Origin of the sequence: Hymenobacter crusticola (assembly GCF_002154225.1) — a bacterium.
GTDB classification, from domain to species: domain Bacteria; phylum Bacteroidota; class Bacteroidia; order Cytophagales; family Hymenobacteraceae; genus Hymenobacter; species Hymenobacter crusticola.
The window spans coordinates 455,124-481,436 of record NZ_MTSE01000004.1 but is presented as its reverse complement, the minus strand read 5'-3'; the positions used below and the strand labels follow the sequence as shown (position 1 = coordinate 481,436).

20 protein-coding genes are annotated in these 26,313 nt (G+C 58.6%); 8 read left to right on the top strand and 12 right to left on the bottom strand.

Going from position 1 to position 26,313, the window contains the following annotated elements; genetic code table 11:
- Positions 1-106: 106 nt before the first annotated feature.
- The 3 genes from BXP70_RS11085 (at position 107) to BXP70_RS11075 (ending at position 4,916) form a co-directional block, all read left to right on the top strand.
- The gene (locus BXP70_RS11085; RefSeq protein WP_086594125.1) at positions 107-3,355 is read left to right on the top strand and encodes an AsmA family protein; all 3,249 of its coding nucleotides are present in this window, start codon (positions 107-109) and stop codon (positions 3,353-3,355) included.
- Between the two features lie 138 nt (positions 3,356-3,493).
- On the top strand, positions 3,494-4,105 hold the full coding sequence (locus BXP70_RS11080; protein WP_086594124.1) for a hypothetical protein: 612 nt from the start codon (positions 3,494-3,496) through the stop codon (positions 4,103-4,105).
- A 229-nt stretch (positions 4,106-4,334) separates the two neighbouring features.
- Entirely contained in the window at positions 4,335-4,916 is a 582-nt protein-coding gene (locus tag BXP70_RS11075; protein ID WP_086594123.1) for a GNAT family N-acetyltransferase, read from the top strand.
- A 225-nt stretch (positions 4,917-5,141) separates the two neighbouring features.
- On the opposite strand, the gene BXP70_RS11070 is transcribed toward BXP70_RS11075, so the two are convergent.
- The 7 genes from BXP70_RS11070 to uvrA form a co-directional block, all read right to left on the bottom strand.
- Positions 5,142-6,329 (bottom strand): PAS domain-containing sensor histidine kinase, encoded by a 1,188-nt coding sequence (locus BXP70_RS11070; protein ID WP_086594122.1) that lies wholly within the window; start codon positions 6,327-6,329, stop codon positions 5,142-5,144.
- Positions 6,322-7,137, bottom strand: a complete 816-nt coding sequence (locus tag BXP70_RS11065; RefSeq protein ID WP_086594121.1) for an alpha/beta fold hydrolase — start codon at positions 7,135-7,137, stop codon at positions 6,322-6,324. Before BXP70_RS11065 ends, BXP70_RS11070 begins: the two co-directional genes overlap by 8 nt.
- 182 nt (positions 7,138-7,319) lie before the next feature.
- Entirely contained in the window at positions 7,320-8,303 is a 984-nt protein-coding gene (locus BXP70_RS11060) for an ABC transporter ATP-binding protein (RefSeq protein ID WP_086594120.1), read from the bottom strand.
- A gap of 138 nt (positions 8,304-8,441) precedes the next feature.
- On the bottom strand, positions 8,442-9,689 hold the full coding sequence (locus tag BXP70_RS11055) for a hypothetical protein (protein WP_086594119.1): 1,248 nt from the start codon (positions 9,687-9,689) through the stop codon (positions 8,442-8,444).
- Between the two features lie 12 nt (positions 9,690-9,701).
- Positions 9,702-10,682 (bottom strand): hypothetical protein, encoded by a 981-nt coding sequence (locus tag BXP70_RS11050; RefSeq protein ID WP_086594118.1) that lies wholly within the window; start codon positions 10,680-10,682, stop codon positions 9,702-9,704.
- A 153-nt stretch (positions 10,683-10,835) separates the two neighbouring features.
- Complete coding sequence (locus BXP70_RS11045) at positions 10,836-11,411, bottom strand: class I SAM-dependent methyltransferase (RefSeq protein ID WP_179197662.1); 576 nt, start codon at positions 11,409-11,411, stop codon at positions 10,836-10,838.
- Positions 11,412-11,475: 64 nt separating this feature from the next.
- Positions 11,476-14,022: an excinuclease ABC subunit UvrA gene (gene uvrA, locus BXP70_RS11040; RefSeq protein ID WP_086594116.1), complete on the bottom strand. Its 2,547-nt coding sequence runs from the start codon at positions 14,020-14,022 to the stop codon at positions 11,476-11,478.
- A gap of 255 nt (positions 14,023-14,277) precedes the next feature.
- Between uvrA and BXP70_RS11035 the strand changes: the two genes are divergently transcribed.
- On the top strand, positions 14,278-15,327 hold the full coding sequence (locus BXP70_RS11035; RefSeq protein ID WP_245849599.1) for an N-acetylmuramoyl-L-alanine amidase family protein: 1,050 nt from the start codon (positions 14,278-14,280) through the stop codon (positions 15,325-15,327).
- Between the two features lie 27 nt (positions 15,328-15,354).
- Here BXP70_RS11035 and msrB read toward each other — a convergent pair whose 3' ends face one another.
- Positions 15,355-15,801: a peptide-methionine (R)-S-oxide reductase MsrB gene (gene msrB / locus BXP70_RS11030; protein WP_086594115.1), complete on the bottom strand. Its 447-nt coding sequence runs from the start codon at positions 15,799-15,801 to the stop codon at positions 15,355-15,357.
- Positions 15,802-15,877: 76 nt separating this feature from the next.
- Positions 15,878-16,249 carry a hypothetical protein gene (locus tag BXP70_RS11025; protein ID WP_143436455.1) on the bottom strand — a complete coding sequence of 124 codons (372 nt, stop codon included), beginning with the start codon at positions 16,247-16,249 and terminating at the stop codon, positions 15,878-15,880.
- A gap of 48 nt (positions 16,250-16,297) precedes the next feature.
- Here BXP70_RS11025 and BXP70_RS11020 point away from each other — a divergent pair, with 48 nt between their 5' ends.
- On the top strand, positions 16,298-16,930 hold the full coding sequence (locus BXP70_RS11020) for a DUF4269 domain-containing protein (RefSeq protein WP_218779775.1): 633 nt from the start codon (positions 16,298-16,300) through the stop codon (positions 16,928-16,930).
- 57 nt (positions 16,931-16,987) lie between these two features.
- On the opposite strand, the gene BXP70_RS11015 is transcribed toward BXP70_RS11020, so the two are convergent.
- Entirely contained in the window at positions 16,988-18,487 is a 1,500-nt protein-coding gene (locus BXP70_RS11015; protein ID WP_086594113.1) for a L,D-transpeptidase family protein, read from the bottom strand.
- Between the two features lie 407 nt (positions 18,488-18,894).
- On the opposite strand from BXP70_RS11015, the gene BXP70_RS11010 reads away from it, so the two are divergent.
- Positions 18,895-19,695 (top strand): hypothetical protein, encoded by an 801-nt coding sequence (locus BXP70_RS11010; protein ID WP_086594112.1) that lies wholly within the window; start codon positions 18,895-18,897, stop codon positions 19,693-19,695.
- 36 nt (positions 19,696-19,731) lie between these two features.
- Here the strand turns inward: BXP70_RS11010 and BXP70_RS11005 are convergent, their stop codons facing one another.
- Positions 19,732-20,223, bottom strand: coding sequence for a hypothetical protein (locus BXP70_RS11005; RefSeq protein ID WP_179197661.1), 492 nt, complete (start codon positions 20,221-20,223; stop codon positions 19,732-19,734).
- Between the two features lie 275 nt (positions 20,224-20,498).
- On the opposite strand from BXP70_RS11005, the gene BXP70_RS11000 reads away from it, so the two are divergent.
- Positions 20,499-21,308 carry an NIPSNAP family protein gene (locus BXP70_RS11000; protein ID WP_245849598.1) on the top strand — a complete coding sequence of 270 codons (810 nt, stop codon included), beginning with the start codon at positions 20,499-20,501 and terminating at the stop codon, positions 21,306-21,308.
- Between the two features lie 82 nt (positions 21,309-21,390).
- Here BXP70_RS11000 and BXP70_RS10995 read toward each other — a convergent pair whose 3' ends face one another.
- Positions 21,391-23,949 (bottom strand): DUF5916 domain-containing protein, encoded by a 2,559-nt coding sequence (locus BXP70_RS10995; RefSeq protein ID WP_086594111.1) that lies wholly within the window; start codon positions 23,947-23,949, stop codon positions 21,391-21,393.
- Positions 23,950-24,500: 551 nt separating this feature from the next.
- On the opposite strand from BXP70_RS10995, the gene BXP70_RS10990 reads away from it, so the two are divergent.
- Complete coding sequence (locus tag BXP70_RS10990; protein ID WP_086594110.1) at positions 24,501-26,213, top strand: FG-GAP-like repeat-containing protein; 1,713 nt, start codon at positions 24,501-24,503, stop codon at positions 26,211-26,213.
- The last annotated feature ends 100 nt before the right edge of the window (positions 26,214-26,313 follow it).

Genomic DNA, 26,313 nt, shown 5'->3' with positions numbered 1-26,313 from the left:
ACCAATTCCGCTTATTTCTCGTATTGCCATCAGATTCTGGCTCGACAGGAAGTAGCAGGAAGGCTGCTGTTCGTCACCCCGGTGCCGGAGCCCACAGCCTGCTTGTATGAAATGGTTTTCTTTCCGGCGTTTGCTCGTCGTTGGGTTTTTGCTGGTAGTACTAGCGTCGAGCTTAGCGGCTTGGCTGATCGGCTCGGCGTATGGGCGACGCTACCTGGAGCGGCTTGTGCGCGAACGAATTAGCCGTAACTCCAGCTTGGTGGTAGCTCCGTTTACTATTGAGTTCTCTCCTTGGCGCGACTTTCCCCACGTCACGGCCTCGCTGCACAGTCTGCGCCTGACCGATACCACTTATCAGCAGCCGGAAGTGGTGCTTAGCGTTGGCCGCGCTGATTTGCGCTTAGAACTAGCCGGCCTGTTGCGCGGCCGCGTGCGCGTTACGCGCCTCGAAGTGAGCGACGTACTCTTTCAGGAACGGGTTGACTCCCTGGGCCACAGCTGGGGGCTACACAGCAAACACCGCAGCAAGAAGCGCGGCGACGGCCCGGAAATCACGCTGGTGCTCGACTCACTCATTGTGCACCAGTTTCGCATGCGGACACGCAACGAGTACGCGCAAAGCTCGTTTGGGGCGAGCGTGCGCCGCGCCAGCCTCGGCGTACGCGTGCAAGAGGGCTTCCTTGATGCTCGCGGTGCCCTCGATGCGCAAATTGATTACCTGCGTAACAGCAGCACCACCTTGTTTGAAAAAGAGCCCGTAAACGCGTGGGCTAACTACCGCTTCGATTTCAAAAAGCGGCAGGGCTCCTTTTCCAATACGTGGGCCACGCTTAACGACGACACCATCCACGTCAGTGGCACCCACACCGGTACCGACTACGAGAAAGCCGGTACGCGCATGAACCTGCGTTTTGAGGGCAAACAACCCCTCACGGAGGTACTATATACAGCCCTGCCTCCTAGCTTGCACACCTACTTGGCGGGCGCAAGCAGCCCGAGCAAGGCTCATATCGTGTATACTATCTCGGGGCTAAACGGCCCTACCATCAGCACCCGCAACGTATTGAAGTTTGCGCTACGTGGCGCTAGCTTGCAGTGGCCCGACTCCACCCGCCGCATCGACCGCTGGGACCTCGCTGGCACCTACGACAACGGCCCCGGCCACAACACCCGCACCACCAGCCTCACGTTTGATCATTGCCGCATCTACTCCTCGGCCGGGGAGCTCGACATTGCCATGCACCTGCACGACTTTGCCCGTCCGTTCGTCGATGGCCACATCATGGGCCGCACCGAGCTGCCGGAGCTAGCGGCAGTGGTGTCGCCGGGCTTGTGGCGGGCTCGGCACGGCACGGCCCAGCTCGATGTACGCTTGCACGGCCTGCTGCCCCCGCCGCCCGGCCGCCGCACACCGGTAGCGCACCGCTCAAACTTGTCGGTGCGCGGGCTGGTGGCCCTGCGCGATGCCTCGTTCGTGCTCCTCGACCGCGACGCGGATATGTCGGGGCTAAACGTGCGCATTGGGCTCGATAACAGTGTTTGGCAATTGTCGGATGCTTCGGGTGTGCTCGACCACATGCGGTTCAAGGCCACCGCCACCACTACCAACTTGCTGGAATACCTTACCGGCCAGCAACCCATTACCAAAATCAGCGGCAGCTTTTCGATAGATAAGCTATTGGTGGGGCGCTTGCGTGAATTGTTACGGCCTCAGAATAGTGCTTCACAATCCGCTAGCACATCGGGCCTAGCCCGCAAACGAGCCAGAGCCAAGCCCCTCACGAATACGGCCAACTTAGGCGCCAGCCTTTTCCCGCCGGGAATGCAGCTCAATGTATCGCTGCGCTGCGACCAGCTCGTATTGCCCACCGATACGCTGCACCACCTAGCCGTCACGGTGCGTCACGATGGCAAGCACGTGCAACTCTCTAACCTAGCCGGACAAGTGTGGGGTGGGCAAGTGACAGGCCTCGTAGCCTGGTCGACTGACACCACCAACCGCGTGGCACCCGTCGACTTTCAGGTGGGCGTTCATTTCAACACCATTAACTACCGCCGCTTAGTCGCGAAAATGGCGCGCCCGCCGCAGCGCTCGGCCAAGGCACCAGCTAGCCCGGCGCTGCGGGAGCTGCTGTTGGCCGCCAACGGTCGCATAACGTGCCAAATAGACCACGTCCAGCTCCCAGGGCAGGAAAACTTGCAGGGCCTGAAGGTGCGTTTCGATAAGCAGGAAAATACTCTGCGCATGCCCTACCTGACCTTCGGCACTACCCGTGGGGGGTGGGGCCGCGCTACGGCATCGGCGCAGGTAACCGGCACCCATCTCAAAGCTGCCGACGCTAACCTAGATCTGCGCTACGCCACCCTCGATGTGCAGGAACTGCTGAAACTGCTAGCCAGCATCAACCCCGACGATGACAACGAGGCGTCCACCGCGCAGCCAGTAGCGGCGCCCTCGAAGAACCGCCAGGGTGCCGCGGCCATGCTGACAAACGGAGTACTGACGGCCATGGTGCGCGTGCAGGCAGACCAGGTACGCTACGCTTCCGTCACGGGCCACAACTTCCGGCTGGTGTCGCGCTTGCGGGATGGCGCCGCCCGCCTGGAGGATTGTTCACTCGACGCTTTTCAGGGCACGATCCAGCTGCGCGGCTTTATGCGCACCAACGCCGGGCGGCAGCACCATCCGCTACACGTGCAGATGCTGCTCGACAATATTCAGCTACCGGAGCTGTTCACGGCGGCCACGGCGATGCACTTCAATGTGATGAAGGGCGAAAATGTGCGTGGCTCTATGCACTGCGCCGCCGACGTTCGCACCGACCTCAACGCCGACTTCCTTCCCAACTTCGACCAGACCCTAGGGTACTTGCGCACCGATCTGCGCAACCTAGAGCTGATTGACGTGGAAGCGCTTACGCAAGCGCTGCGTTTTCTGAAAGACGAGCGCACCAACCACTTGTATTTTGAGCCGGTGAGCACCCGTTTTATCCTTGATCGGGGCCAGCTCCTGATTCCGTCGCTGCACCTGAACAGCAACCTCTCCGACCTCCACGTGAGCGGCCGCTACGGCCTAGATGGGCGCGCCAATCTGTACGTGGGTCTGAGTCCTTTGCAGGCCCTGTTTGGCAATAATGAAAAGCGCATCGAACGCATCCAGAGCGGAGAAGCCCTACGGCGCCCCAACCGTGCCCTCACCTACGTCAACCTGAACCGCCCTTCGCCGGGCGTCAAGTATGGCGTACGCCTCTTCAAAAAGGGAGAACAGCGCCAACAGCAAGCCGCGCTCCGCAAACAGTACCAGCAGCTCCTGCTCACGCAACGCCTAGATACCACGCTGCGCCTGTTGCGCTAAGCAGCCAGGGCTAGGGAGAATATGCTACTAGGCTGTGCGGCAAGCCACTAGCCGCAACCCCCACATTATCATGCGATTGTTGTGCCTTTGAGTGCGGCGTACCTTTGTCTTTCATCTTTGCCAACCAATTCAGCAGCTATGCAAGACCCGGTCGGAGGCGTTGTCGTGCGGCTTCCTCGCCCCTCTTTCGATTTCTACTTCAGCGCCAAAACCTTCGGCACGATGGGCATGCTGGGGGCACCTTTCCTGGCGCTGACGATGGGCTGGGGAAGCATCTGGGACAACCACTGGCTCCACCCTTTCTACCTCGATGGCGTGCTCCGGCTGGTGTACGTTTCGGCCTGGATGTGCAGCCTGCTCGGCCTCGCCCAGCTGCGCGCTACGGGCACCGACGGCTTTGGTCGCGGCGTGCTCTACGTCATTTTTAGCACCCTGCTTCTGGCCAACCTGTGGAATATTTACTACGCTATTTACCCCAACGCCTGGACGCTGCTCTACCGGGCGCTGGACGTGTTCTGGCCGATTAGCAACTTGCTGATGCTGGCTATCGGCATTGGAGCGCTGCGTGCCCAGCGGCTACTAGGGTGGCGCCGCTATGCGCCGTTGCTGGTAGGGTGTTGGCTGCCCAGCGTCGCACTGGTGTATGGGGGCCTAGGCAACAGCGGGAGCACTAGGCTGTTCGATGCTTGCTACACGACCGGCGCCTGGATGCTGTTGGGTTACGCCGTGCGCACCAGTCCCGAAAGCTAGGCCAGCCGCTTCGAATAGGACGGCAAAGGCCTCTCGAAAATAATCGCGCAAAAGTGCGAGATGTCGGCACTGACCAGGCGTTAGAATTGTAGTATAGAAAGAAGACCTACTACCTAGGTCTGCAACTCACCTACCATCCAAACCAGCCTGTAGTGCCTCGGCAGGGACGTAAAGCCCCTCGCAGCCGTAGGTGGCTTTGTGCTGGCTCCTGTTCAGCTTATCTTGCGTTATGATTATACTAGAACCTTTCACAGAAGCCGATTTTTCTCAACTTATTTCCTGGATTGACAACGAACGACTACTGAAGGAGTGGTCGGGCGGCCTGTTCTCTTTTCCCCTCACCCCAGACAGCTTGCACTGGTATATCGAAGACACCAACGACCTAGCCAGTTCTGAAGCCTTTGTCTACAAAGCCGTTGACACGAGCACCGGCCAGACCGTCGGGCATATTTCCCTGGGCAGTATCAGCCGCTACCACGGGGCGGGCCGCATCACGCGCGTGCTGGTCGGCGACACGGGTGCCCGTGGCAAGGGATACGGGCAGGCTATGGTGAAAGCCATCCTGGCTCTTGGCTTTGAAGACCTAGGTTTGCATCGGATCAGCCTGGGCGTGTACGACTTCAACCACAGCGCCATCCGGTGCTACCAACGTGCTGGCCTCCACCGAGAAGGTACGCTGCGCGACGTGGTTCGCTACGGCGAAGAGTACTGGTCATTGGTGGAGATGAGCATGCTGAAGCCCGAATGGCAGCTCGCGCAAACGAAGGCCAGTGCGGCAGCGCCCGCCTATGCGGCCGAGCCCGTGGGCTAGTCCGTTTGTATTTTAGCTGATGCTTTCTACAGCTGGTTGGAACAATGGATTCTCAGTAGCCTTGGGGCAAACTGCATGACCTAGCCTCGTTCCAGCCAGCAGCTGAAAATGCGTCGTAGGCTGCCTGCTATAGCAGGATGGTGCGCTGGTAAATCGCCAGTGGCACTTCCTTTCGGTAAGAGGCTGCGCCTGCTGCACAATGCTTTGCACCCTCCCTGCGCCTAGCTATTGGGGCAGGTAAATATGGAATGTGGTACCTTCCCCTACTTGGCTATCAACTTCTATTCTTCCGCCTGCCTGGTGCACGAGGCGGTTAACTAAATACAGGCCGACGCCCGAGCCCGCTACGCCGGGGTGAAACCGCCGGAATAACTGAAACAGCTCCGCTCCGTGCCGCTCCATGTTGATGCCACGGCCGTTATCCTGCACGCTGAGCACCACCTTGTCTTTCACCATGGCCGTGCTGACCCGAATGTGCGGGGTCCGGGCAGGCTCGGCGTACTTGAGCGCATTGCTGAGCAAGTTGTACAACATGCTGTGCAGGCTAGCCCGCGACATGCGCAACCTAGGTACCGCCGCAAAGTCGAGCGTGAAGGTGGCTGCTTGCTCGCCGGGCTGCAAGCTGCGGATGATTTCCTCGACAAAGGGCTGTAGCTCTACTACATCGGATGCCACCTGCTCGGGCTCCCGCTGCTGCTGCACCACTTCCGTCAGCCCCTGAATTGTGACCAGAATTTGCTGCAAAGCTTCCTCGAACATGCTCATCATGCCGTTGGCTTCGGGGTCGTGGAAGGAAGCCGTGCGCTTTAGCTCCTGAAATAGCCCCGCCATGTTCGTTACGGGCTGCTTCAGATCGTGCGAGGCCGTGTACACGAAGCTGTCGAGGTCGGCGTTGATGCGCGTGAGCTGCTCATTCTTGCTGACCAGTAGTTGGTTGGCCTGGGCCAGCTGTTCGCGTTGCTCTTCGGCCTGCACTTTGGCGCGCAACAGTTCCTGCTCGTAGCGGCGCCGGTCGGTGATATCAAACAGGGTAATGCGCACCACCAACGGCTGCTGGTCGAGGTCGCGCACGAGCACGGCGCTCATCAGCACAGGCAGCGTGCTGCCGTCTTTGCGTCGCAGCGTGTAGCTAATCTCTCGAACCTGATCTTGCAGCAGCAGCAAAGGCGCGCAGTGCGTTTCGTAGTGCAGGCGCCCCCCGATAGTAAATAGGTCCTGCAAGCACCAGTGGGCCACGAGTTCTTCGCGCGTATAACCAAGCCAGTTTAGCAGCGTGTGGTTGAGTTTTACCAACGTGCCATCGGGCAGGCAGGAGCAATAGCCACAAGGAGCGTGCTCGTACAGGTCCTCCAGGTTTTCCTGGGTTAGGCGCAAATCAAGCTCCGGTAATAGCTCGTCGTCGGCTTCACTCATACTGTCTACATACGCCAGTGTTTAGAAAACGATTAATAGCCTCCACCGTTATCTGCGGCACGCTTAGGTGCGGACAATGGCCGGAAGTCTCTAACACAAGCAGTTGGCTACCGACGAGCTGTCGATGCAGATATGTGCCGACGGTAGTGGGCGCAATCAGATCGTGGGCACATTGCAGGATCAGCGAAGGTGTGTGCACCTTGGGTAAGTCGGGGCGGTTGTCGGACAGGAACGTGACCCGGGCGAAGTGCCGGGCAATGGTGGGGTCGGTCCGGCAAAAGCTATTATTGAGCTCGGCGGCAAGCTGCGGGCGGTCGAGGTGCCCCATAATTACGGGCGCCATGATGCTCGACCAACCCAGGTAGTTTTCGTCCATGGCCACCAGTAGCTCCTCAATGTCAGCATTCTCGAAGCCCCCGAAGTAGTTGCCATCGTTGATGTAGCACGGCGAAGGCGCCACCAGTATCATTTGAGCAAAGCAATCGGGCTCCTGGATGGCGGCCAGCAAGCCAATCATGGCGCTCACCGAGTGGCCCACAAAGACCACCTCGCGCAGATTGAGCGCATGTAGCACCGCTAGCACATCATCAGCGTGGGCCTGGAGTGAGCTATACCGGGCGGGGTCGTAGGCCGTTAGGTCGGATTGGCCCGACCCAACCAGATCGAGCAGCACCACTTGGTAGCGCGCCGCAAAAGCGGGGGCCACCAGCCGCCACATGCGTTGGTCGCAGCCAAAGCCATGCACGAACACCATGGCCTGTTTTCCCTCCCCGAAAACGGTAACGTTATTGCGCTTTAGTACATCCATGGCCAGCCCGCTACGTGTGTCAGAAGCGAAGCAACGGGATGCCGCTCCGCCTTGCTAAGGTAATAGCTTTGTCGCCAGTCAGCCTAGTGAGCTAGGGTATCGCTCAACAACCTGGCGGCGCCCGGCGCAATAGTTACGACAATCGGCTAGGCTGCTGCGCGGCGCTCCATCAGGGGAGCAGCTTACAGAAACCAAACGCTATCAGGGGCAAGCGCAACGTAGACGGTGGCGCCCGGCGCTATATCGTGCGCGCCAGTTTTGGCCGTGATGGTTGTGCCCGCGAGCTGTATTTCTATTTCTGAATAAGAGCCAAAAAACCTAGCCTTCGTTACCTCTCCTACAATTCCTCCGTTGTCCGAAGAAGCTATTCTAAATTCTTCGGGTCTGATTACTACAGCTTCACTTGTTATGGCTGCGCCAGCTAGCTTCGCAAATACAGCCACCTGTTCACCCGTTATTAAATTATAATCACCGAACAGCGACGTGGTGTATTCATCGACGGGCTGCCGGTAAATCTGCGCGGGAGTTCCCCGCTGAATTAATTGACCTGCTTTCAACACCATTATTTCGTCGGCCCAGGAAAGTGTATCGTGCGGGTCGTGCGAGATTAAAATGCACGTAATGCCTAGCTTTTCGCCAAGGTCGTTAATAACCTCCTTCAGAATATTCTTGTGAACCCGGTCTAGATTTGAATATGGCTCATCGAGTAGCAACAGTGTTGGCGAAGCCAACAGCAACTTAGCCAGCGCGATACGCTGCCGCTCGCCACCCGAAAGCTGGTTGGTCTTGCGCGTAATCAAATGGTTAATTCGGCACACATCGTACAGCGTGCGCGCCTGCTCCGCCGACAATTTATTGGCGTAGCGTAATACTTGCTCGACCCGCAAAAATTGCGGCAGCTCAAATTGCTGCGACAAATACGCAATAGCCGGATGACCCGGCACTAATTTATCCGCGGGCCCTCTCACAATTTTGTCCTCGAAGCGAACTTCCCCCGTTTCCGGTTGAAGTAAGCCCGCAATAATTTGCAACAAGGTGCTTTTGCCCGCGCCGGTTTCGCCGGCAATAGCTAGCTTCTGAAATTTTTCTAGCGTGAAGCTGATATCCTTTAAAGCGAATTTATTATTCTCCTGTAGCGATATTCCTGAAACACTTATTAAACTCATTAGAAAGAAGGTTTTTCGGCGAACTAACTGCTCGGTTTACCGTGGCGGATTGATGGCGGTTGAGGAGACGAAGGTACGCTCCTTCCCGCAACCAATTGCCTAGGTTGTTCGCCCACCCGTTCTTGCTAGCGGTTCGGTTCAGGTGTGCCCCACCCGAATGTTCTGCGCCACGTAAAAGAACCGCTCGTCATTCAAGGCTTGTGGGCTTTCCAGGTTTGAATTATTGTTTGCGCCAAACCATTCATTCACAATGCTAGCTTGTTCTTCCGGGCCAAAGTCTGACCAAGGAGCCCGTGCGCTTACCCGCGCTTTGTCGTAGTGATAGTTGCGGTTCAGGAGCGCCTCACACAACAGACCTGGCGTGAAGGAAGAGTGGTGAATCTGCCAGGCGTGCGTCAGCTCGTGAATGAACACCTCCCCGGCGTTAGGATAGGCGTCGCGCACCCCTCTTTGTGCATCGACCTCCAACGTGTGGTCGAAGTTCTTGCCCATATTCACCAGAATGGAGCCATCGATGCCAGGCACTACAAACTCGCGCGCCACAAACCCACTCGCGTTGTGGCTGGGCGTGTACAAGTCGGTGATTTTGATGCGTTCGAAGGGCAACGTATCCCGGAAAACCGTGCGCGCTAACGCAATTTCGGCCTCGTTCATCGACCGGGAGCGGATATCCGCTAGCAAGGCGGTGCCGGTGCCAGCCACCAAGGCCGGGATGATGGCCCCGGGCCCGAACACGAGTAAGATGCCCGCGCCGACCGTAATACCGGCCAGCACGTTTGGGTTGATAAAGGTTTGGCCCGCAGCAGCTCCTAGTTCCACGCCTAGCACAAGCACGGCGCCTACAGCCCCGGCAAATTGCGCCGCCACGTAGGTTTCGATAATCACCGTCACCACATCGACCACCGCACCAGTTACACCCGACAGGTCTTTTTGCAGGTTGGTTTCGAGCCGTGCGTCGGCGCGCAAACCCATCCAGAACTGGCGCAACGACGGGCTGCTGTTGTTTTCCTCCCAGCTTCGCTGCCGGTCGCCGGGCGTATCGGTGCCGAAAACCCGCCCGCTGGTTTGCGCCATCACCACGATGCCAGCGGATGGGGAGCGAATGGTGGCTTGCACCCGGTACGCAAACGAAGGAAAGCCCGTGGCGCGCACGTGCCCGCGAAAGGTGTAGGTACCGTCGCTGCGGATGATGAACTCCACCTCGCCGTGCAGCGCATCGGCATCGAGCGGCGCCTGGAAGCGGCGTTCTTCTGGCTGGTCGAGGTGGCGCGTGAGCGCCGTGAGCGACAACGGCTCCCCGAGTTGGAGCGACGTACCTAGGTCGCTTCGCAAGATGCGGAGCTCCGGGAACCACGATTTCTGAATTGCCTGCCGTACACTTTTCATGGCCTAGCTCTTTTACTGCAAAGCAATCAGAATCGGAATCAGGCCTTGGCCTTCTCGGAGAGGCCGCAGCGCCTTCCCAATCACCGCCCCAAACGCTTTCAGCGGCTCGGCGGCTTTCATGGCGTGCCCAGGCAGAGAAGAAGTCGTGAGCAAGTCGCCCACTTCGATAGGGGCGTTCTGTGCGTCGGCTTTGCAATACACCTTGCCCAGCAACGCCACAGGCAGGCGGTCAGGTCGCGCGGGCTGCTGATCCAATACAATACCCGGTTTGTACGCGCCCGCACCGGAAATGACGCCCGCCACGCGCTTGTCGTAGGGCTGCTGACTGGCATGCAGTGCGCCTTCCTGCCCTAGCACCATCACTGTACCCGGCTCCACGGAGCTAGCATCGGCGATGTCGAAGTCTTCGGCGCAATCGGCGTTAGCTAAGCGAATGTCGCCGGTCACGTCGAGGTCACCCTTCACTTCCACTTTTCCTTCAAAGAAGCCCGCTACGCGCCCGCCCTTGCCGTACACGCCCGCGCCGCCCTGGCTGACGCCCACCACGCCACTGCCCGCGCCTTTGTGCTCGCCCCACACGCCGGCGCCGCCCGTGGTGCTCGGCGTCTCGCCGTAGATGCCGTGCCAGGTTTTGCTAACCCCAATCACGCCCGGCCCAGTGGCTTCGCCGTACAAGCCGGCGCCGCCTGTCGTACTGTCGCTAAAGCCAGCCGTACCGTGCCAGGTTTTGCTTTTTCCAATCACCCCGGAACCCGTCGCCTCGCCATAAACCCCAGAGCCTGTGTCGCTCATGCCGACTACCCCGAACCAGCCGGTGCTCTTCCCTACTACGCCGCTGCCCTGGCTTTCGCCCAGTACGCCGTAGCCTGTTTGGCTAATGCCGTGCACGGCGTAGCCCGTGTTGCTGGTGCCTGTTACGCCGTCGCCGGCCGTGTTTTCTCCTTTTACGCCGGGTAGTGCTGCGTCCGCAGAATCCCCTATCAAGTTTGCCATGCTGAGCTTGCTTCTACTGTGTGTAAATCATTGCCTGTTCTGCTAAGGTAGAGCAAACAACAGTACACAATGCTCACATAATGATGTGATACAGATTGCGTTACACAACTTCCATCTTCCGCATAAGGCCCTGAATTTACTCGCTGCTGCGAGCTACTGGCCGGCGTCAGCAGCCTCTTTCGGCTCGTAGGTCAGCACATAGGCGGGCGGCAGGTTCAACAGCACGTGCGCGTGGCCGGTGAGGCGGAAGAACCGCTCGAACAGCTTCCGATTCTGCAAGGAATACTGAAACAGAATCAGCTTGCCGGGGGGCAAAAGCAGCTGCTGGGTGTGCTCCAGAATACGCCAACCTAGCTTTCGGGGCAACGAGGAAAATGGCAGGCCGCACACCACATAATCTACTTCGCTGATACCTAGCTCTTTCAGGTAGTCGCCGGTTTTGTCGGCCGAGCCGTGGATGATGTGCACGTTGGGCTGGCTGGTGTAGCGCTCTTGCAGGAGCGTAGCGAAGCGGCGGTTGGATTCGATCAGCACAAGGGTGGTTTCCGCGCGGCGTCGAGTCACCAGAAGGTCAGTGAAGACGCCCGTGCCCGGCCCGTATTCCACGATGCAGCGGGCAGCGGCAAAGTAGATGGGCTCTAGCACTTTGTCGGTCAGGTCGCGGGAGCTAGGTATGAGCGAACCAACTGTGGCCGGATTGCGAAAGAATTCTTCTACGAACGATGCCATGGTACAGCAAAAGCGTGAATCAGGGTATGGAAAAGAACCTTTGTACGATACGGCTTGCCTTTGGTCAAGGCTGCTGAACATTGGCTTGAAACCTAGCTAGGTACGGCGCTGTGCGGCTTTCCTTGACCCGCGCCACCTCAGCAGGCGGGCCAGCGGCTACAACGTGGCCGCCTTCGTCGCCGGCGCCGGGTCCCATGTCAATAACCCAATCGGAGCCAGCAACTACGCGCATGTCGTGCTCGACCACGATAACGGTGTTGCCGGCATCCACTAGGCCGTCGAGTTGGGCCATGAGCTTCTCCACGTCGGAGGGGTGCAGGCCGGTGGTAGGCTCGTCGAGCACGTAGAGGGAATTGCCCCGCTGGGCCCGTTGCAGCTCGGTAGCTAGCTTAATGCGCTGGGCCTCACCCCCCGACAGCTCGGTGGCGGGCTGACCGAGGCGCAAGTATCCTAGGCCGACTTCGCGCAGCACGGTAAGGGCGCGCAGTATGGTGGGCTCGTCGGCGAAAAATTCCCAGGCGGCGTCCACAGTCAAGCCAAGTACTTCCGCAATGTTCTTGTCGCGATAGGTGACTTCCAAGGTTTTGGCGTTGTAGCGGGCACCGTGACAAACGGGGCACGGCGCATACACGCTAGGCAAAAACAACAGTTCCACCATCACAAAACCTTCGCCCTGGCAGTTTTCGCAGCGGCCTTTGGCTACGTTGAAAGAGAAACGGCCCGCATCGTAGCGGCGTGCTTTGGCCATTTTGGTGGCGGCAAAGAGTTTGCGCACGTGGTCGAAGAGACCCGTGTACGTGGCCATGTTGGAGCGCGGCGTGCGGCCAATGGGCTTTTGATCGACGCGCACCAGCCGCTTGATCTGCTCCATACCGGCCACGATTTGGCCACCTAGCTCGGCGGGTTCGGCGCGCTCCAAGGGGTCGGCTTCTTCCTCCTCAGCTTCCACTTCCTGCCCTAGCTGCGCGGCCACAAGTTCTACCAGCACCTGGCTCACTAAACTCGATTTGCCTGAGCCCGACACACCCGTAACGGTGGTAAGCACGCCCAACGGGAAGGCCACCTCAAGCTGCTCCAAGTTGTTACGCGTGACGCCGCTTAGCCGTAGCCAGCCTGCGGGCGTGCGGGGCGTGCGCACAAGCTGCTCATGATCGGCCGTGAACAGGTAGCGGCGCGTCTGCGAGGTTTCTATGTCGGCTAGGCCCTGGGGCGGACCACTGTAGAGCACCTCGCCGCCCTGCTCGCCGGCCGCTGGGCCAACATCCACGAGCCAATCGGCCTGCCGAATTACATCAAGGTTGTGCTCCACCACAAACAGCGAATTGCCAGCCTGCTTCAGACCGGCCAAGGCTTTCAATAGGGCTTCTGTATCGGAGGGGTGCAGGCCAGCGGAAGGCTCATCGAGCACGTACACCACGCCGAACAAGTTGGAATACAACTGAGTAGCTAGCCGCAACCGCTGCAACTCACCCGGCGACAAGGTGGGCGTGCTGCGTTCCAAGGATAGGTAACCCAAACCTAGGTCGAGCAGCACGGCAAGACGAGCCGCGAGGTCAGCAGCAATGCGCTGTTTTACAATCAACTGCGCCGCGTCGTGGTCCGGCTGACTGCCGACCGCACCAGTGGCGTAGGGCTGCAACAGGCCCGCCACTCGCTTCAGCGGCAGCCCCGACAAATCGGCAATGTCGAGCCCGGCAAACGTGACCGACAGCGACTCAGGTCGTAGGCGTTTGCCGTGGCACATGGGGCACTCCGTGCTGAGCATGTACTGCAAGGCCCGCTTTTTCATGAGCGGGCTTTGGGTATTGGCGAAGGTGTGCAGCACGTGCCGCTTAGCACTCGTGAAGGTGCCCATGTAATTGGGCGGTTCCTTGCGCTTGAGGGCGCGCTGGGTTTCCGCAGGCGAGTAGCCGGGGTACACGGGCACCACAGGCTGCTCATCAGTAAACAGGATCCAGTCGCGGTCTTTTTGAGGCAGGTCGCGCCAGGGAATATCTACGTCGTAGCCCATCGTGACGAGGATATCACGCTGATTCTGACCACCCCATGCCTGGGGCCACGCCGCAATGGCCCGCTCCCGGATGGTAAGCGAGTCGTCGGGCACCATCGATTTTTCGGTCACTTCGTAGATGCGACCTAGGCCGTGGCAAGTCGGGCAGGCACCCTCGGGGGTGTTAGGCGAAAAGGATTCGGCGTAGATTATGCCTTGGCCTGCTGGGTAGTCGCCGGCTCGCGAATAAAGCATGCGCACCAGGTTCGAGAGCGTCGTGACACTGCCCACTGAGGAGCGCGTGGTGGGTGTGCCGCGCTGCTGCTGCAAGGCCACGGCCGGCGGCAAGCCGTCGATGGTATCTACTTCGGGCACCGCCATCTGGTGAAACAGCCGCCGTGCGTACGGCGACACCGACTCTAGATAGCGCCGCTGCGCCTCTGCGTACAGCGTCCCGAAAGCGAGGCTCGACTTGCCCGAACCCGACACGCCCGTGAACACCACCAGCGCGTCGCGCGGAATTTCCAGGTCAACATTCTTCAGGTTGTGCTCCCGCGCGCCGCGCACGCGGACAAAGCCAGTAAAGTCTTTGGTATCAGTAGGTGGTGAATTCTTCGCCATAGGAGTAAAGCATTGCAAGTACGCGCTGCTAGGCTCAAATACGCAGACCTAGCTTAATTCGCCGAACTGACCGTATAGGGAACGTTTCTTGCAGGGCGGCGAAGTGCTCGTTTTCGGCAGTACGGCTTAGGGGTTGAGCTGGCTAAACCTACCTAGGCTCCAAGCGTGGTGATCACACATTCTCACCTACCCTCGAACATTTTTTAGTATCATCGTCGTACATCACGCTTCTGTCCCTTCTACTGCTCGTTGCTTTTGCGTACCGTTTCTCTTTTTCTAGTACTTCTTCTCGCCTCCATCCTAGCTTTTAGCCAAAGCGGCTACCGGAAAGTAGTGGCACGGCGCGGCGATAATGTGGTAACGCTGCTACGGCGCAACCGGCTCGACCCGCGTTCCAACCTGCGAGCATTTCTAAACCTGAACCGGGGCAAGCTAGGCCGGAAAAACACGCTGGTTGCTGGCCGCAAATACACGCTGCCTCGCCCGATGCTGCGCCCCATCAGCAAGCGCGACGTACCAGCGTCAACCGTTGTCCCGAAGCTAGCGGCGAAACCGTCGAAAGTGAGTGTGCCCTTGCCCGTGCTGTTTGGGCCCGCCTACAGCCACGTGACGGTGCGCGACCAGCTACTGCGCGGGGCCGTGTTGTACGTTTCCACCGGGCACGGCGGGCCTGATCCGGGCGCTATTGGCAAGTACGGCGGCAACTTGCTTGCCGAAGATGAATATGCCTACGACGTGGGTTTGCGCCTAGTGCATCAGCTGCTGGAGCACGGCGCCACGGCCTACATGATCATCCAGGACCCCAACGACGGCATCCGCGACCAAGCCGTGCTGAAGATGGATTACGACGAAGTGACGTATCCGCACCAGGTTACGCCCGCGAACCAGCTCGCCCGCCTCCGGTTGCGCATCAACGCAGTCAATAAGTTGAAGGCGGCCCACAAGAATAGCTATCAGCGCTTCATCGGCCTGCACGTAGACAGCCGCAGCGTCGGCCAAAACATCGACGTGTTTTTTTACCACAACTCGGCCAGTGCTGCCGGCAAGCGCCTGGCCGAACAAATCCATAAAACCTTCACTAGCCGCTACAAGCGCGCCCAGCCCAACCGCCCTTACAAAGGCACCGTCTCGACGCGCAATACCCTGTTTGTAGTGCGCAACAGCCACGCGCCCGCCGTATTCTTGGAGCTAGGCAACATCCGCAACATCAAGGATCAGCGACGCTTCGTAGTGCCTGATAACCGCCAGGCGTTGGCCAACTGGATCTGCGAGGGAATTATTGCCGACTATCGCAACCGGCACTAAGCAGTAGCGCCAAGCGCCGGCTTCGTCCTACTGCTTTAAGCGCACCATACTTTCTGAGTTCATACAGTAGCGCAAGCCGCTCGGCTCGGGGCCGTCGGGGAAGACGTGCCCTAGGTGCCCGTCGCACACGTTGCACTGCGCCTCGATGCGCTGCATGTGGTAGCTGTCGTCGAAGGCATACTTAATGGCGTTTTTGGCCACGGGCTGGGTGAAGCTAGGCCAACCCGATATGGCGTGGTACTTCTCAGTGGCGTTGAATAGGAGGCTGCCGCAGCCCACGCAGGCGTACACGCCCGGTTCGTAGGAGCGGCAATATGCGTTGCGGTACGGCGACTCGGTACCTTTCTCCCGCAACACCTGAAACTGGGCAGGCGTGAGCTGCGCCGCCCATTCTACCTCCGTTTTCTCCACCCGACGCGGCGGCTCCGGGTTGCTGTACTTGGCAAATTTCAGCACGTCGATCCAGCGCAACATTTAGGAAGCGTTGATTTTTGAATGTTGAGTTAAAATTCTTTTGTGAGCTGTCTCACTTCCGGTCAACACTCGACAGTTAAAACTCCGCACTCTTTTCCGGGTTCATTAGCAAAAACAGCAAGTTGTGGTAAACGATGCCTACCTCGCCATCGTGTACCCCATACAGGCCCGCGTCTTCCAGAATGGCTTCTACTTCGGCGTAGTCTTCCACAAAGTCAAGCTCCAGCTCGTCAGGATTGTCTTCTGCAATGGTATGGGTGACGTAACGGCGCTGGGCTTCCAGCGTCACGAACAGCTTTTGGCTGGGCGTCTGGGCAATGAGGAGCGCCGGAAATTGTTGGTGCTGGTTTCGTTTTTGGGTGTGAATAATGGTTTTTTCGGCGGCAGGGGTGTGTTGCAGGAAGGTCTCTAGGTCTAGGCTCATGTCGCAGTATACGACAAGTGTCAAAGAAAGAAGCTTTGCTGGCCGGCCGGAAAGCGGCAGCGCGAAGCGACTATGACTAGTCAACTAACGGACGCCCGCCGTAAGTTGCGGCCAAACGACCCTAGCATGCCTTTGCCTTTCCAAGACGTAGCGTACCTGCGACACGGTACGGTAGCGCAGCAAACCGCCTACTACGCGCTTACCACGAGCAACTTGCTGCCCCTATTACAAGCGTATCAGCCGCTGTTAGTCGGTACGGTGCCCATCGACTTGCAGCAGCCAGGCAGCGACCTTGATATTGTCTGCGCAGTGTACGACCTAGGTGCGTTCGAGGCGTTGGTGCAGGCGCAGTTTGGTCATTACCCAGATTTCGCTGTGCGCCGCACCGAGCGCCAGGGTTACCCGAGCATCGTGGTAGGTTTCACCTTGGGCGAGTGGCCCATAGAGCTATTTGGGCAACCCGTGCCAAGCGCGCAGCAACATGGCTACCGGCACCTGCTAATCGAACACCGCCTGCTGACCCTAGGTGGCGCGGCCTTTCGGGCGCGCGTGCACGCCCAGCGCGCCGCAGGCTTGAAAACTGAGCCAGCTTTTGCCACCGCCCTGGGTCTTGCCGGTGACCCATACGCGGCGCTGCTCGCCCTCGAAACCTGCTCAGACGCGGAACTGCAAACGCGCTATTTTCCAATATCCACCACCGAATAGCTTCGTAAGCAGATTTTGCATGTTAAATAACTTATTCCAAGCAGACTAGACAGTGCCTTACTGTCCGACACTGGCAAGCGGGCTAACGTCTGCTTGCCAGGCTTGCGCAAGCGCGTTGTCGCGCTGGTAGATATCGGGGAGCTGGCGGAGCTGGTTGCCGTCGGCTTCGCAGGTAAGGTAGCGGACGTATAGGGGCACCGGCGCCCTTAGGGAAAATACCGTTGTGCGGTTTCGGCTTACGCTCGCTTGCAACTCTCGTATGCGCCTAGCAGCTTGCGGGGCATCATCGCGCTGCAACAGAAACTGCGCCAGTAGCAGCGGCTTTTCCACCCGCACGCAGCCATGACTTAGCGCCCGACGATCAGCCCGAAAAGCCGCTTTGGCTGGCGTGTCGTGCAGGTAAATGGCGTACGAATTGGCAAACCGAAAAACCACGCGTCCGAGGGCGTTGCTACTAGAGGGAGCTTGTCGCACCTGGTACGCAAAAGTGGCTGGCGTTATCTGTTTCCAATTGATCCGGTATGGGTTGGCGGGCTGGCCGGCGGCCGTGTACAGTTTGTAGCCATGCCGGGCTAGGTAGTTGGGGGCTTGCTTTAACCTAGGTAGCATCTCTCCCACGGCAATGCTGTTCGGCACGCGCCACTCCGGAGCCGCCTGAAAGTAGGTTAGCTGACTGTACAGCTCGGGCGTTGGGGTATCGGCCTTGCCCACTATGACGCGGTGACTGGCCACTACTTGCGCGCCGCGCACTATCTGCAAGCTGTAGGCTGGGATGTTAACCACCATATACAGAGAGTCTTGCTGGGGTTCCCAGCGCAGCCGCTCCAGGTTCAAGGCGACGGGCAAGGTGAGGCGGCGGGCCGCGGCGCTGTCGGTGTGTAGCAGCCGCTGCCAGGCCCAGCGCAAGCGCACGTAGCTCCGGGAGGTAGGTTGCGCTGCCAAGAGGTGGGCCGCGAACTGCCCACTGCGCAACGCTTGCAGCACGTGCAGTGCGGGGTCGAAAGCTAGCTCACGCTCCGAGAGGGGCGGGCGCAGGAGCGTATCGCCGATGCGCCCGCTGCGCAAATGGCGCGCAAACCGGAGGACTTGCGCCGTGAGTTGCTGCTCGGTGCGCACGCGCAATGCCACCGACGGCGCAGGCCCCTGCTGCACCGAATCTAGCATGCTACGCAACCGCTCCACTTTATAGTCGGTGGCTTTTAAGCCGACTTGCTCCGCTGTCGTCAGCAAGTTCAACCCGGTCCAGGCATCGGGCACGAGCGCGGCGCCGCGCGTCCAGACGGGGCCGTAGTTGGTAAGCGCGTAAAAGTGGGCAACCTGCGCCGCATCGGCGGTACTGGCGGCAGGGCTTCCGATGCGGACAACCTGCTGCCGGAGCAGCGCCGCTACCTGCGCATCCGGCGACTCGGCCGCAGATACCGCACTCAGCAGCAACCCATTGGTGCAACCTAGCACGAGTGTGAGGCAGCCTAAGTAGCGTACCCACCCCCACGGGCCGCAGGAGAAGCAGGCAGAAAGAAGCAGCTGAATATTCAGATCATGTACAGGTTTTGTCATAGCGTGGTAGCTTAGCAACGTCTCCTTCTGTTCATCAGGCGCCGGCACGCAGCCTCGGGGCCCTCATCTCTCCGCAACTCACCAGCAACCGCTGGGACCTTCCGGTCACGTTCTGCCTCGCTTCTCCACTTGCTTCTCCCAACTTTTATACGTGAGATTATACTAGCTAGGCCACCGAAAACGAGCCTACTTGTTCGCTCTTTCGGAACACCTATAATTTACTCTTATTTGTAGAATTCACCACTGACTATCAAACTTTTAATTACGCACAGATTCTACCCCAAAACGGCGTAAACAGCTACTCGGGCCACCCTACGCCACTTGGACTAAGCAACCAGCGCAGCAGGGCAGCTTGGCCTAGCTTTTCGCTCGTTACTTGCATTGTTCTTCTCTCGTTCACTTAGCTCATGGAGCATAGCGCATTGGATGTTTTCTGGTTTTCGCTCGCGTACCCGGTTTCGCTGGTGCTGGCCGTCTTGATCGGTTATGGAGTGGCCGAAGTAAACTACCGGCGACGGCACCGCACGTGGAAACCCTCGGGCATCGAAAGCGCCCTGATTACGATCTATGGCCTGCTGCTGTCTTTCACGCTGCTCTCCTCCAACAATGCGCTCAAGGAACGCACCACGCTCATCCATCAGTCGTCGGAGGCTATTGTGGAGCTGTACCAGGAAAGCCAGCTGCTGCCAGAGGCTACCCACGTAATGGTGCGGGCGTTTCTGCTGAAGTTTCTGGCGTTGGAGCTAGCCCAGCACAGCCCTGGCAAACCGCACAACTCGGCGCACTTGCGCAACATCGAAGCGCTTGACTTCCAGGCTTGGCGGTACTTCCGCGGCTCCGTTCGGGGCGCTTCGCCACAGGCAGCGGAGTTGCGGCAGTTGCTGCCAGCCTTCCACAAGCTCCACGTTGCCACTTCGCGGCTTCATTATTCCTACCAAGAACGCACGCCCTCCCCCATCACCATGCTGCTGCTGGTGTCGTCGTGGGCCATTGGCATCTTGGTGGGCTTCACCAACAGTGCCCAGGAGACGCGCCACTACTTCGTGCCTATCCTCTTTGTGGTTATCTCCGTGCTGACTGTTCAGGCAATTCGTGACCTAGATAATCCGGAGCTCGGCTTCATTCGCCCCAATTACAGCAACTTGCGGGATTTGGAACGCGCCCTCTCCAACGCCGCCAGCACCGACCGCAAGTTGCTGCACCAGTAAAAAACAGATGCTCTTCGTGCGGACCTAGGTAGTACTTTAGGCCTTCTCCCCTACCGTCCAACCTTCGCGGGGTACGGGCGTTTGGTCGGGGCCAGGAATGAGTCGGTCGAGGACGTAGCCGGTGGTAAAGGCGTAAATGCCTTTGTGCAGCAGATCAATGGCTTGCTCATCCTTGGGCCACGTCCAGGGCAGGGCGCCCACGCCGGTAGCATTCTCCAGGGTTTGGTCGTTGAGCAGGCGCAGGTTCATGAAGAGGAACGAGCCCATGGGGCCACGCAAGCCGCGCTCGGCCATGATACTCCGCACAATGCCGAGCACAATACCTTGCCCCCAGTGCATCGCCCAGTTGAGGCCTAGCCGCTCTTCATCGGGCTTGTGCGGGAGCTTCAGCAGCTTTTCCAGCACGTGGGCGGGCACGTACGAGTTGGGGCGCTTGGTGAAGCGCTGCTCGATCTTCTCGGCCAGCGTCATGGCGGCCACGCCGGCTACGCCCGCAGCCAAGCCGTACAGTACTGATTTGCCATTCATGGTTATCTTCTCCCTGCCCGGCTAGCTCGCAGTGCCGCCGGACTGTTTAGGCGACTCTACAGAGCCGCTTGGTTCTATGGTTGTGCTTGCCTTGCCCCGGGCAAGACATGCTAAGGTTTACGGGCGCGGGAACAGGTAGTTCGGACAGAAATGCCTCTAGTTGAGCTGTAGCGGGGGTTTCTTTCGGACAATTTTTACCCAACCTTCGCTTAGCTGCTGTACGGGTGTAGATTTTTCGCTAGGTTTCGTGCTCCCAACTCCTACCCTAAAAACTTATGAAGATGAAGGCAAACCTAGCTCGCCCGTGGCTGAGCAAGACGGGGCTGTTGTGGCTGCTCGTGGCAGTGCTAGCCGGGCACGCCCACCAAGCCGCCGCTGCCGACCGCGAGTTATACCAGCTCAAGATTTACCACTTGAAAGACAAGCAGCAAGAAGACCGCGTCGACGCCTTTCTGAAAGATGCCTTCCTGCCCGAAATACACAAGCTAGGTATCCAGAAAATCGGGGTCTTCAAGCCCATCGGCAACGACACAGCGGCAGATCGGCGCATTCTAGTGCTCATCCCGTACAAATCCTTCAACCAGTTGCAGAGCGTCACCGAACGTTTGGAGCAAAGCCCAAGCCTAGGCAGCAACCAGGGCTACTGGACCGCCGCCTACGACAACCCGCCTTACCAGCGTTTGGAAATCATTCAGCTGCAATCCTTCGCCGATAATATCCAGCTACAAGCGCCCCCGCTCAAAGGACCACGCGCTGAGCGGGTGTACGAGTTGCGCAGCTACGAAAGCCCCAACGAAAAGCTGCACCTGAACAAGGTTCAGATGTTTGTGAAAGGCGATGAAGTGGGACTGTTCAAACGCCTAGGGTTCAACGCGGTGTTCTACGCGCGAGTGATGGCGGGCAGCCACATGCCCAACCTGATGTACCTGACCACGTTCGAAAACCAAGCGGCCCGCGACGAGCACTGGAAGACCTTCGGCGCCGACCCCGAGTGGAAAAAGCTTTCGGCGTTGCCTGAGTATCAGCACAACGTCTCCAAAAATGAGCAGAAGTTTCTTTACCCAACCGCTTATTCTGATTATTAAAATCCCCAAACAGGAAAAAGAAGGCCTAGCTGCTGGTGCAGCTAGGCCTTCTTTCGTTTAGGCTAGGGCTGGGTCAAATGCCTTACTTCTGCCGCTTAAACGTTAGGTAATCCAAGTAATACAGCACCTTCACCGACAGCGAGTTATTGTGCGGCGTATTGATGGTGTTGTTGAAGTTATTGAAGAACTGTGGCGTAGCTTCTTCGGCGAGCAGGGACGTGTAGCCAGCGTTTTTCCAGACCACGCTTACCTGAGAACCGGGTGCAAACCACCACGCGTACACTGCGTCCACGTTGAAGGCGTTGTAGGTGTTGTCGCGGTTGCGGCGGTAGTCGGCGAGTTGCTCGTCGCCGTTGGGAGCTAGGGTGGAGAAGTCGGCGTAGCGCACGTTGCTGGTGTAATGGCGCGTGCGCAGCGTGAACGACATGCGGTTGTTGAAAGTGTAGGCCACCGACACCACGTTGGCTACCGTGGCCACGTCGCGCCGACCTAGCACTATTTGCCCTTTGAACGGCTGATCGAGCGGCTCGTCGTCACTGAGCCCCCCGTTGACGTAGCCGATCTGGTTCTGGGCCAGGCTCCAATCCAGGCTGTAGCGGAACGTGAGGTGGTCGTTGACGCGGTAGCGCGGGTAGAAGCCGAAGCTGTAGTTGAAGCGCCGCGGGCGCGGCAGCCGTCCGTCGAGGGCGTAGGTGCGGTTGCCGGCGTTGATGCCATACGACAGCTTTTTGCGGGTGTCGGAGTTCAGAAACAGCACGATGCCCGTATTGCCCGGCACCCGCACCACGTACCGACCCAGCGGCACCACGCGTGGCTCGTAGAAGTCGTAGGAAGTCGGGTTGGTGTCGAAGTCGTAGCCGACTTGTAGGAAGCTCTTGGTAAAGGTGGTGTTGAAGCCGTGGTACACGTAGAAGTTCTGGTAGCGCGTGGGCTGGTACAACAGCGAATGGCCAATTTCCCAGAAGAAGGCCATGTTATTGACCTTCCAGAAGGGTTTGTATTTGCGATACGCTAGGTCCACAGTTTGGGTGATGTTGTTGTTGCCGAACAGAATACCTAGGTCGTTGGGGTTATAGGTAGCCGACTCGATGCGGTGGTTCACGCTCCAGGTGAAGTTGCCGCTGATTTTGCCCACCCCGAGGGTGTACTTGTAGCCGTCGCGGTCGTCAATACTTTTTTCAGTGCCAAAGGCCGTGCCCCGCCGCCGCGAGTAGATCAGGCTCCCATCGACGGCGTAGGCATTTTTCTTGTTGGCAAAACGAAACAAGCCGCCGGTCACGTTGGCGTCGTAGGTACTGCCGGCCCGCGTCACGTTGGTGTTGATCAGGCTCACGTAGGAGTTGTTCTTCAGCGACTGATCGAGCACAAAAATGCTATAGTTGCTCAGCGGCTGCGTTAGCACGCGGCGGTCGGCGCCGGTTTCTTCGTGGCGCACGGTGGCGTACATCTCGCTCGATACAGCATTAAACAGCCCCACACCTAGCCCCTTGCTCGTGCGCCCCGATACTTTGGTGGCATTCAGCAGGCGCGTTTCGGCGGGGTTGCGCACTACCTTTTCTTTGGCCCCTAGCCCCACGTTGTAGAAGCCAACCGGTGTGGCGCCCACCCGCCGCGAGTAGAACAGGTTGCCCTTGTTGAACAGCTCGGTGCCTTCGGTGAAAAACTGGCGATTTTCGTTGAATTGCACTTCAAAAGGCGACAGATTGAGCACTTGGTTGTCGCTCTGCACTTGCCCGAAATCCGGCACCAGTGTGGCATCCAGCGTGAAGCTTTCGTTGATGCCCCACTTGATATCGGCGCCGCCGTTGAACGACGTAGTGGTGCGGCGCGTATCGGCGGCGTTCAGTGGGTTGTGATTCACGTAGGCCGATATGTAGGGCGTGAGCGAGAGGCGCAGCGGTGGCTTAATGTCGCGCACGCCGCGCAAGTCGCCCCACTGGTTCACGAAGCCATTGACGGCCGGCTTCACTTCATTCCAGAAAAACTGGGCGTTGTCGCGCTTGCGCTGGCGGGCAAAGTTGAGGCCCCACAGCTGCTCGGGCGCGTTGCTGAAGCGGATGGCCGAGTACGGAATGCGCATTTCGGCAATCCAATCGGTGCCGCGCTGGCTGGTGCGTGCGTCCCACACGGCGTTCCAGTTGAAATCTTCCCCGCCGGCGGGCGAGTAGCGACCATCAAGCTGCACGCCGGAGGTCGTCACGGTGAAGTTGTAGCCGTTGAGCTGGTCGTGGTAGGTGTCCAAAAATACCGAGAAGATGTCGGTGTTGCCAAACTGGTCACGCTGGGTTATTTCCCGCAGAATAGAATCCGGCGACGAGTCGTGCATGATGGCCCCCACGTACAGGGCGGCATCGTCGTAGAGCACGCGCACTTCCGTTTTGTTCTTCTCCGGCACGCCAGGATTAGGGCGCTGTTGAATGAAATCGGTGGCAATGGGCGCCTGCTGCCACACGGCTTCGTCGAGCACGCCATCGAGCTTGATGGCCTCCCGAATGCGCAAGGCTTGCAGTTGGCGCTTTGGGGCGGGCACCGCGGCGGTACTCGGAACAGGTGTGGTAGGAGTTTGGGCTGCGGCTAGCTGAAGCCCCCCGATGGTGCCGAGCAGCAACAAACAAGAGCGCAGCGTAGAGGTAAGTAGCATATCCTCAATAAGCTTAAGGGCAATAGGACGAAAAAAGAAGCACAAGCCGCCCCAAATTCTCGGACACAGCAGTGCCTGGCAGCAGCAAAAAGCGGCGCTCGAAACCAGCTAGCAGCATGAAAAAGGCGCCTTCACCAAGAGGCGAAAACACATCTACCTAGCTAGACAGAAGGTGCGGAGAAAAGGGATAGAAGAAAATTCGACGGAGATACTGCGCGACTTTGCGAACGTTACAGCATTCGCGAAAAATATTTTTCACCTAGCTGCTTATCTGCCGTTCGTCTTCTTTTTATATAAAAATATAATTGTTTGAATCAAAATTAGAAGTTACTCGTACAAGCCATTACATTTGGCATATATTCAAAAAGATCAATCAAATCAAGAATTACTACTAGCTCGCTTAGTCTATTGCGTTGGCTAAATCTCCCGCTTAAAGAAAAAGGTACGTTAGTCAACCGGGCTGTAGGGGCACAACACCTTACGTCTTGCTATTAGCCCGGCCACCTGCAGAATCTACTTTAACCTACTACTTAGCTATTCATTCCTTATCTATGAGAATACCCCTACTGCTGAGTGGTTTTCTTGTGCTCACCTTACCGCTGCAAGCCCAAATGCAGGCGCAGCAGTTTGCTCCCGCTCGCTATGCGCCTGCTGCGTGCGCGACGTCCGTGCACTTAACGTATAGCCACGACCTATACGCCAGCACCGCCGCCAACGTCGGCGTGTTTAGCCAGTTGGCAGGAGGCCGCAAAGCAGGCACGGCCACCGTGGCAGGCCGCACGGTCACCTTTGACCCGGCAACCAACTTCAAAGCGGGCGAAACCGTGTTAGTCACTTCGCCCACCTCGGTGCTCAGTAGCAGCGAAGCGCCCAGCAAGCCGCTGGTATATCAGTTTACTACTCAAGTAAAACCTAGCTCTGGCACATTCGCGACCAGTGCCGAAGCCACGCTAGGGTTCAGCCCAAGCAGCACCGCCGTGGCCGACATCGACGGCGATGGTGACCTCGATCTGCTGGCCACGAACAGCAGCCCCAATTGGGTGAGCGTGCACTTGAACGATGGCAAAGGCAACTTCAGCGAAGACTGGACGGAAAGTGGTGTGGGCCGGAGCCCTAAAAGCCTGCGCATGGCAGATTTTGACAACGACGGCGACTTGGACTTCGTGGTAATCAGTGGGGGTGGCAATGGGGCCAGCGTCTCAGTAGGGTTAAACGACGGCACGGGACACTTTCCGGGCCGCACATCGGTAGATGTAGGCTTTACCACCACCACCGACCGCCTCGTCACCGTAGGCGATGTAGACGGGGATGGCAGCCAAGATCTGCTCATTGCCGCTGATGGGGGCATTTTTGTGAGCCTTAACAATGGTACGGGCCGCTTCGGCGCACTTAGCCCGAAGCTTGCTGTTACGCAGACTACCGCCGTCGATATGAACACCGCTGACCTCGACAACGACGGCGACCTAGACCTGCTCGTGGCCACAACCTCTGCCCACCGCCTGCACGTGCTGCTCAACAATGGCGCAGGCCAGTTCAGCTACGCGTATGCCCTGCATCTTCCCGCGTCGCCCTCGGCCCTAGCCACCGCTGATATCGACGGCGACGGCGACCTAGATGTTCTTACAACCAGCTATGCTAGCCCCGCAGTGCCTGGCACCGTGACGCTACTACGCAACAACGGCGCCGGCATACTCAGCGACGAGGCGTCAATCCTGGTTGGTAAAACTCCCAGTGGCCTGCTCGCCGCGGACCTGGACGGTGACGGCGACCTAGACCTCCTCACGACCAACGACGGCGACGGCACCCTAAGCATACGCCGCAACGATGGACACGGCAACTTCAGTAGCAGCACAGACCTAGCAGCCGGCCCCCACCCTTCGGGCCTGCTCGCCGCGGACCTAGACGGGGATGGGGACCTCGACCTAGTGACCCGCAGCCGGTTGGTTGAGAAAGCCCGTGTATTCTTTAACGGAACGGCCGTCTTGGCAGCGGCAGCCGACAAACCCGTGGAGCCCGCGTACGTGTACCCCAATCCGGCGCAGGATGACTTCGTCGTGGAGTATACTGTCGCGTCGGCCCAACCTGCTACCCTCACGCTACTCGATCCGCTCGGACGCTGCGTTTACCAGCAAACGGTCCGGTTGGCGGCGGGGCGCAACCACTTTTCGCTTTCGGGCGCAGCCTTGTCTTCAGGAATTTATTACCTCACGCTTACCCCTATTGCAACACCAGCCACAAGCCAAAAAATAATGATTACGCATTAAACGGCGCCTGTTTTCACCACTCCCACTACACCAAATTCCACAACTGCCCCGGCCTAGGTCGGGGTAGTTGTGTTTATAGGCAGTTGGCTTTGTACTATCT

What these genes read in the sequence shown, in the direction of transcription:
- BXP70_RS11050 (WP_086594118.1), bottom strand. Translation starts at nt 10,682, where the DNA reads ATGGCAAACTTGATAGGGGATTCTGCGGACGCAGCACTACCCGGCGTA.
- BXP70_RS11075 (WP_086594123.1), top strand. Translation starts at nt 4,335, where the DNA reads ATGATTATACTAGAACCTTTCACAGAAGCCGATTTTTCTCAACTTATT.
- BXP70_RS11065 (WP_086594121.1), bottom strand. Translation starts at nt 7,137, where the DNA reads ATGGATGTACTAAAGCGCAATAACGTTACCGTTTTCGGGGAGGGAAAA.
- BXP70_RS10990 (WP_086594110.1), top strand. Translation starts at nt 24,501, where the DNA reads ATGAGAATACCCCTACTGCTGAGTGGTTTTCTTGTGCTCACCTTACCG.
- BXP70_RS11060 (WP_086594120.1), bottom strand. Translation starts at nt 8,303, where the DNA reads ATGAGTTTAATAAGTGTTTCAGGAATATCGCTACAGGAGAATAATAAA.
- BXP70_RS11045 (WP_179197662.1), bottom strand. Translation starts at nt 11,411, where the DNA reads ATGGCATCGTTCGTAGAAGAATTCTTTCGCAATCCGGCCACAGTTGGT.
- BXP70_RS11015 (WP_086594113.1), bottom strand. Translation starts at nt 18,487, where the DNA reads ATGACAAAACCTGTACATGATCTGAATATTCAGCTGCTTCTTTCTGCC.
- msrB (WP_086594115.1), bottom strand. Translation starts at nt 15,801, where the DNA reads ATGTTGCGCTGGATCGACGTGCTGAAATTTGCCAAGTACAGCAACCCG.
- BXP70_RS11055 (WP_086594119.1), bottom strand. Translation starts at nt 9,689, where the DNA reads ATGAAAAGTGTACGGCAGGCAATTCAGAAATCGTGGTTCCCGGAGCTC.
- BXP70_RS11070 (WP_086594122.1), bottom strand. Translation starts at nt 6,329, where the DNA reads ATGAGTGAAGCCGACGACGAGCTATTACCGGAGCTTGATTTGCGCCTA.
- BXP70_RS11085 (WP_086594125.1), top strand. Translation starts at nt 107, where the DNA reads ATGAAATGGTTTTCTTTCCGGCGTTTGCTCGTCGTTGGGTTTTTGCTG.
- BXP70_RS11000 (WP_245849598.1), top strand. Translation starts at nt 20,499, where the DNA reads ATGAAGATGAAGGCAAACCTAGCTCGCCCGTGGCTGAGCAAGACGGGG.
- BXP70_RS11010 (WP_086594112.1), top strand. Translation starts at nt 18,895, where the DNA reads ATGGAGCATAGCGCATTGGATGTTTTCTGGTTTTCGCTCGCGTACCCG.
- BXP70_RS10995 (WP_086594111.1), bottom strand. Translation starts at nt 23,949, where the DNA reads ATGCTACTTACCTCTACGCTGCGCTCTTGTTTGTTGCTGCTCGGCACC.
- BXP70_RS11020 (WP_218779775.1), top strand. Translation starts at nt 16,298, where the DNA reads ATGACTAGTCAACTAACGGACGCCCGCCGTAAGTTGCGGCCAAACGAC.
- uvrA (WP_086594116.1), bottom strand. Translation starts at nt 14,022, where the DNA reads ATGGCGAAGAATTCACCACCTACTGATACCAAAGACTTTACTGGCTTT.
- BXP70_RS11080 (WP_086594124.1), top strand. Translation starts at nt 3,494, where the DNA reads ATGCAAGACCCGGTCGGAGGCGTTGTCGTGCGGCTTCCTCGCCCCTCT.
- BXP70_RS11005 (WP_179197661.1), bottom strand. Translation starts at nt 20,223, where the DNA reads ATGAATGGCAAATCAGTACTGTACGGCTTGGCTGCGGGCGTAGCCGGC.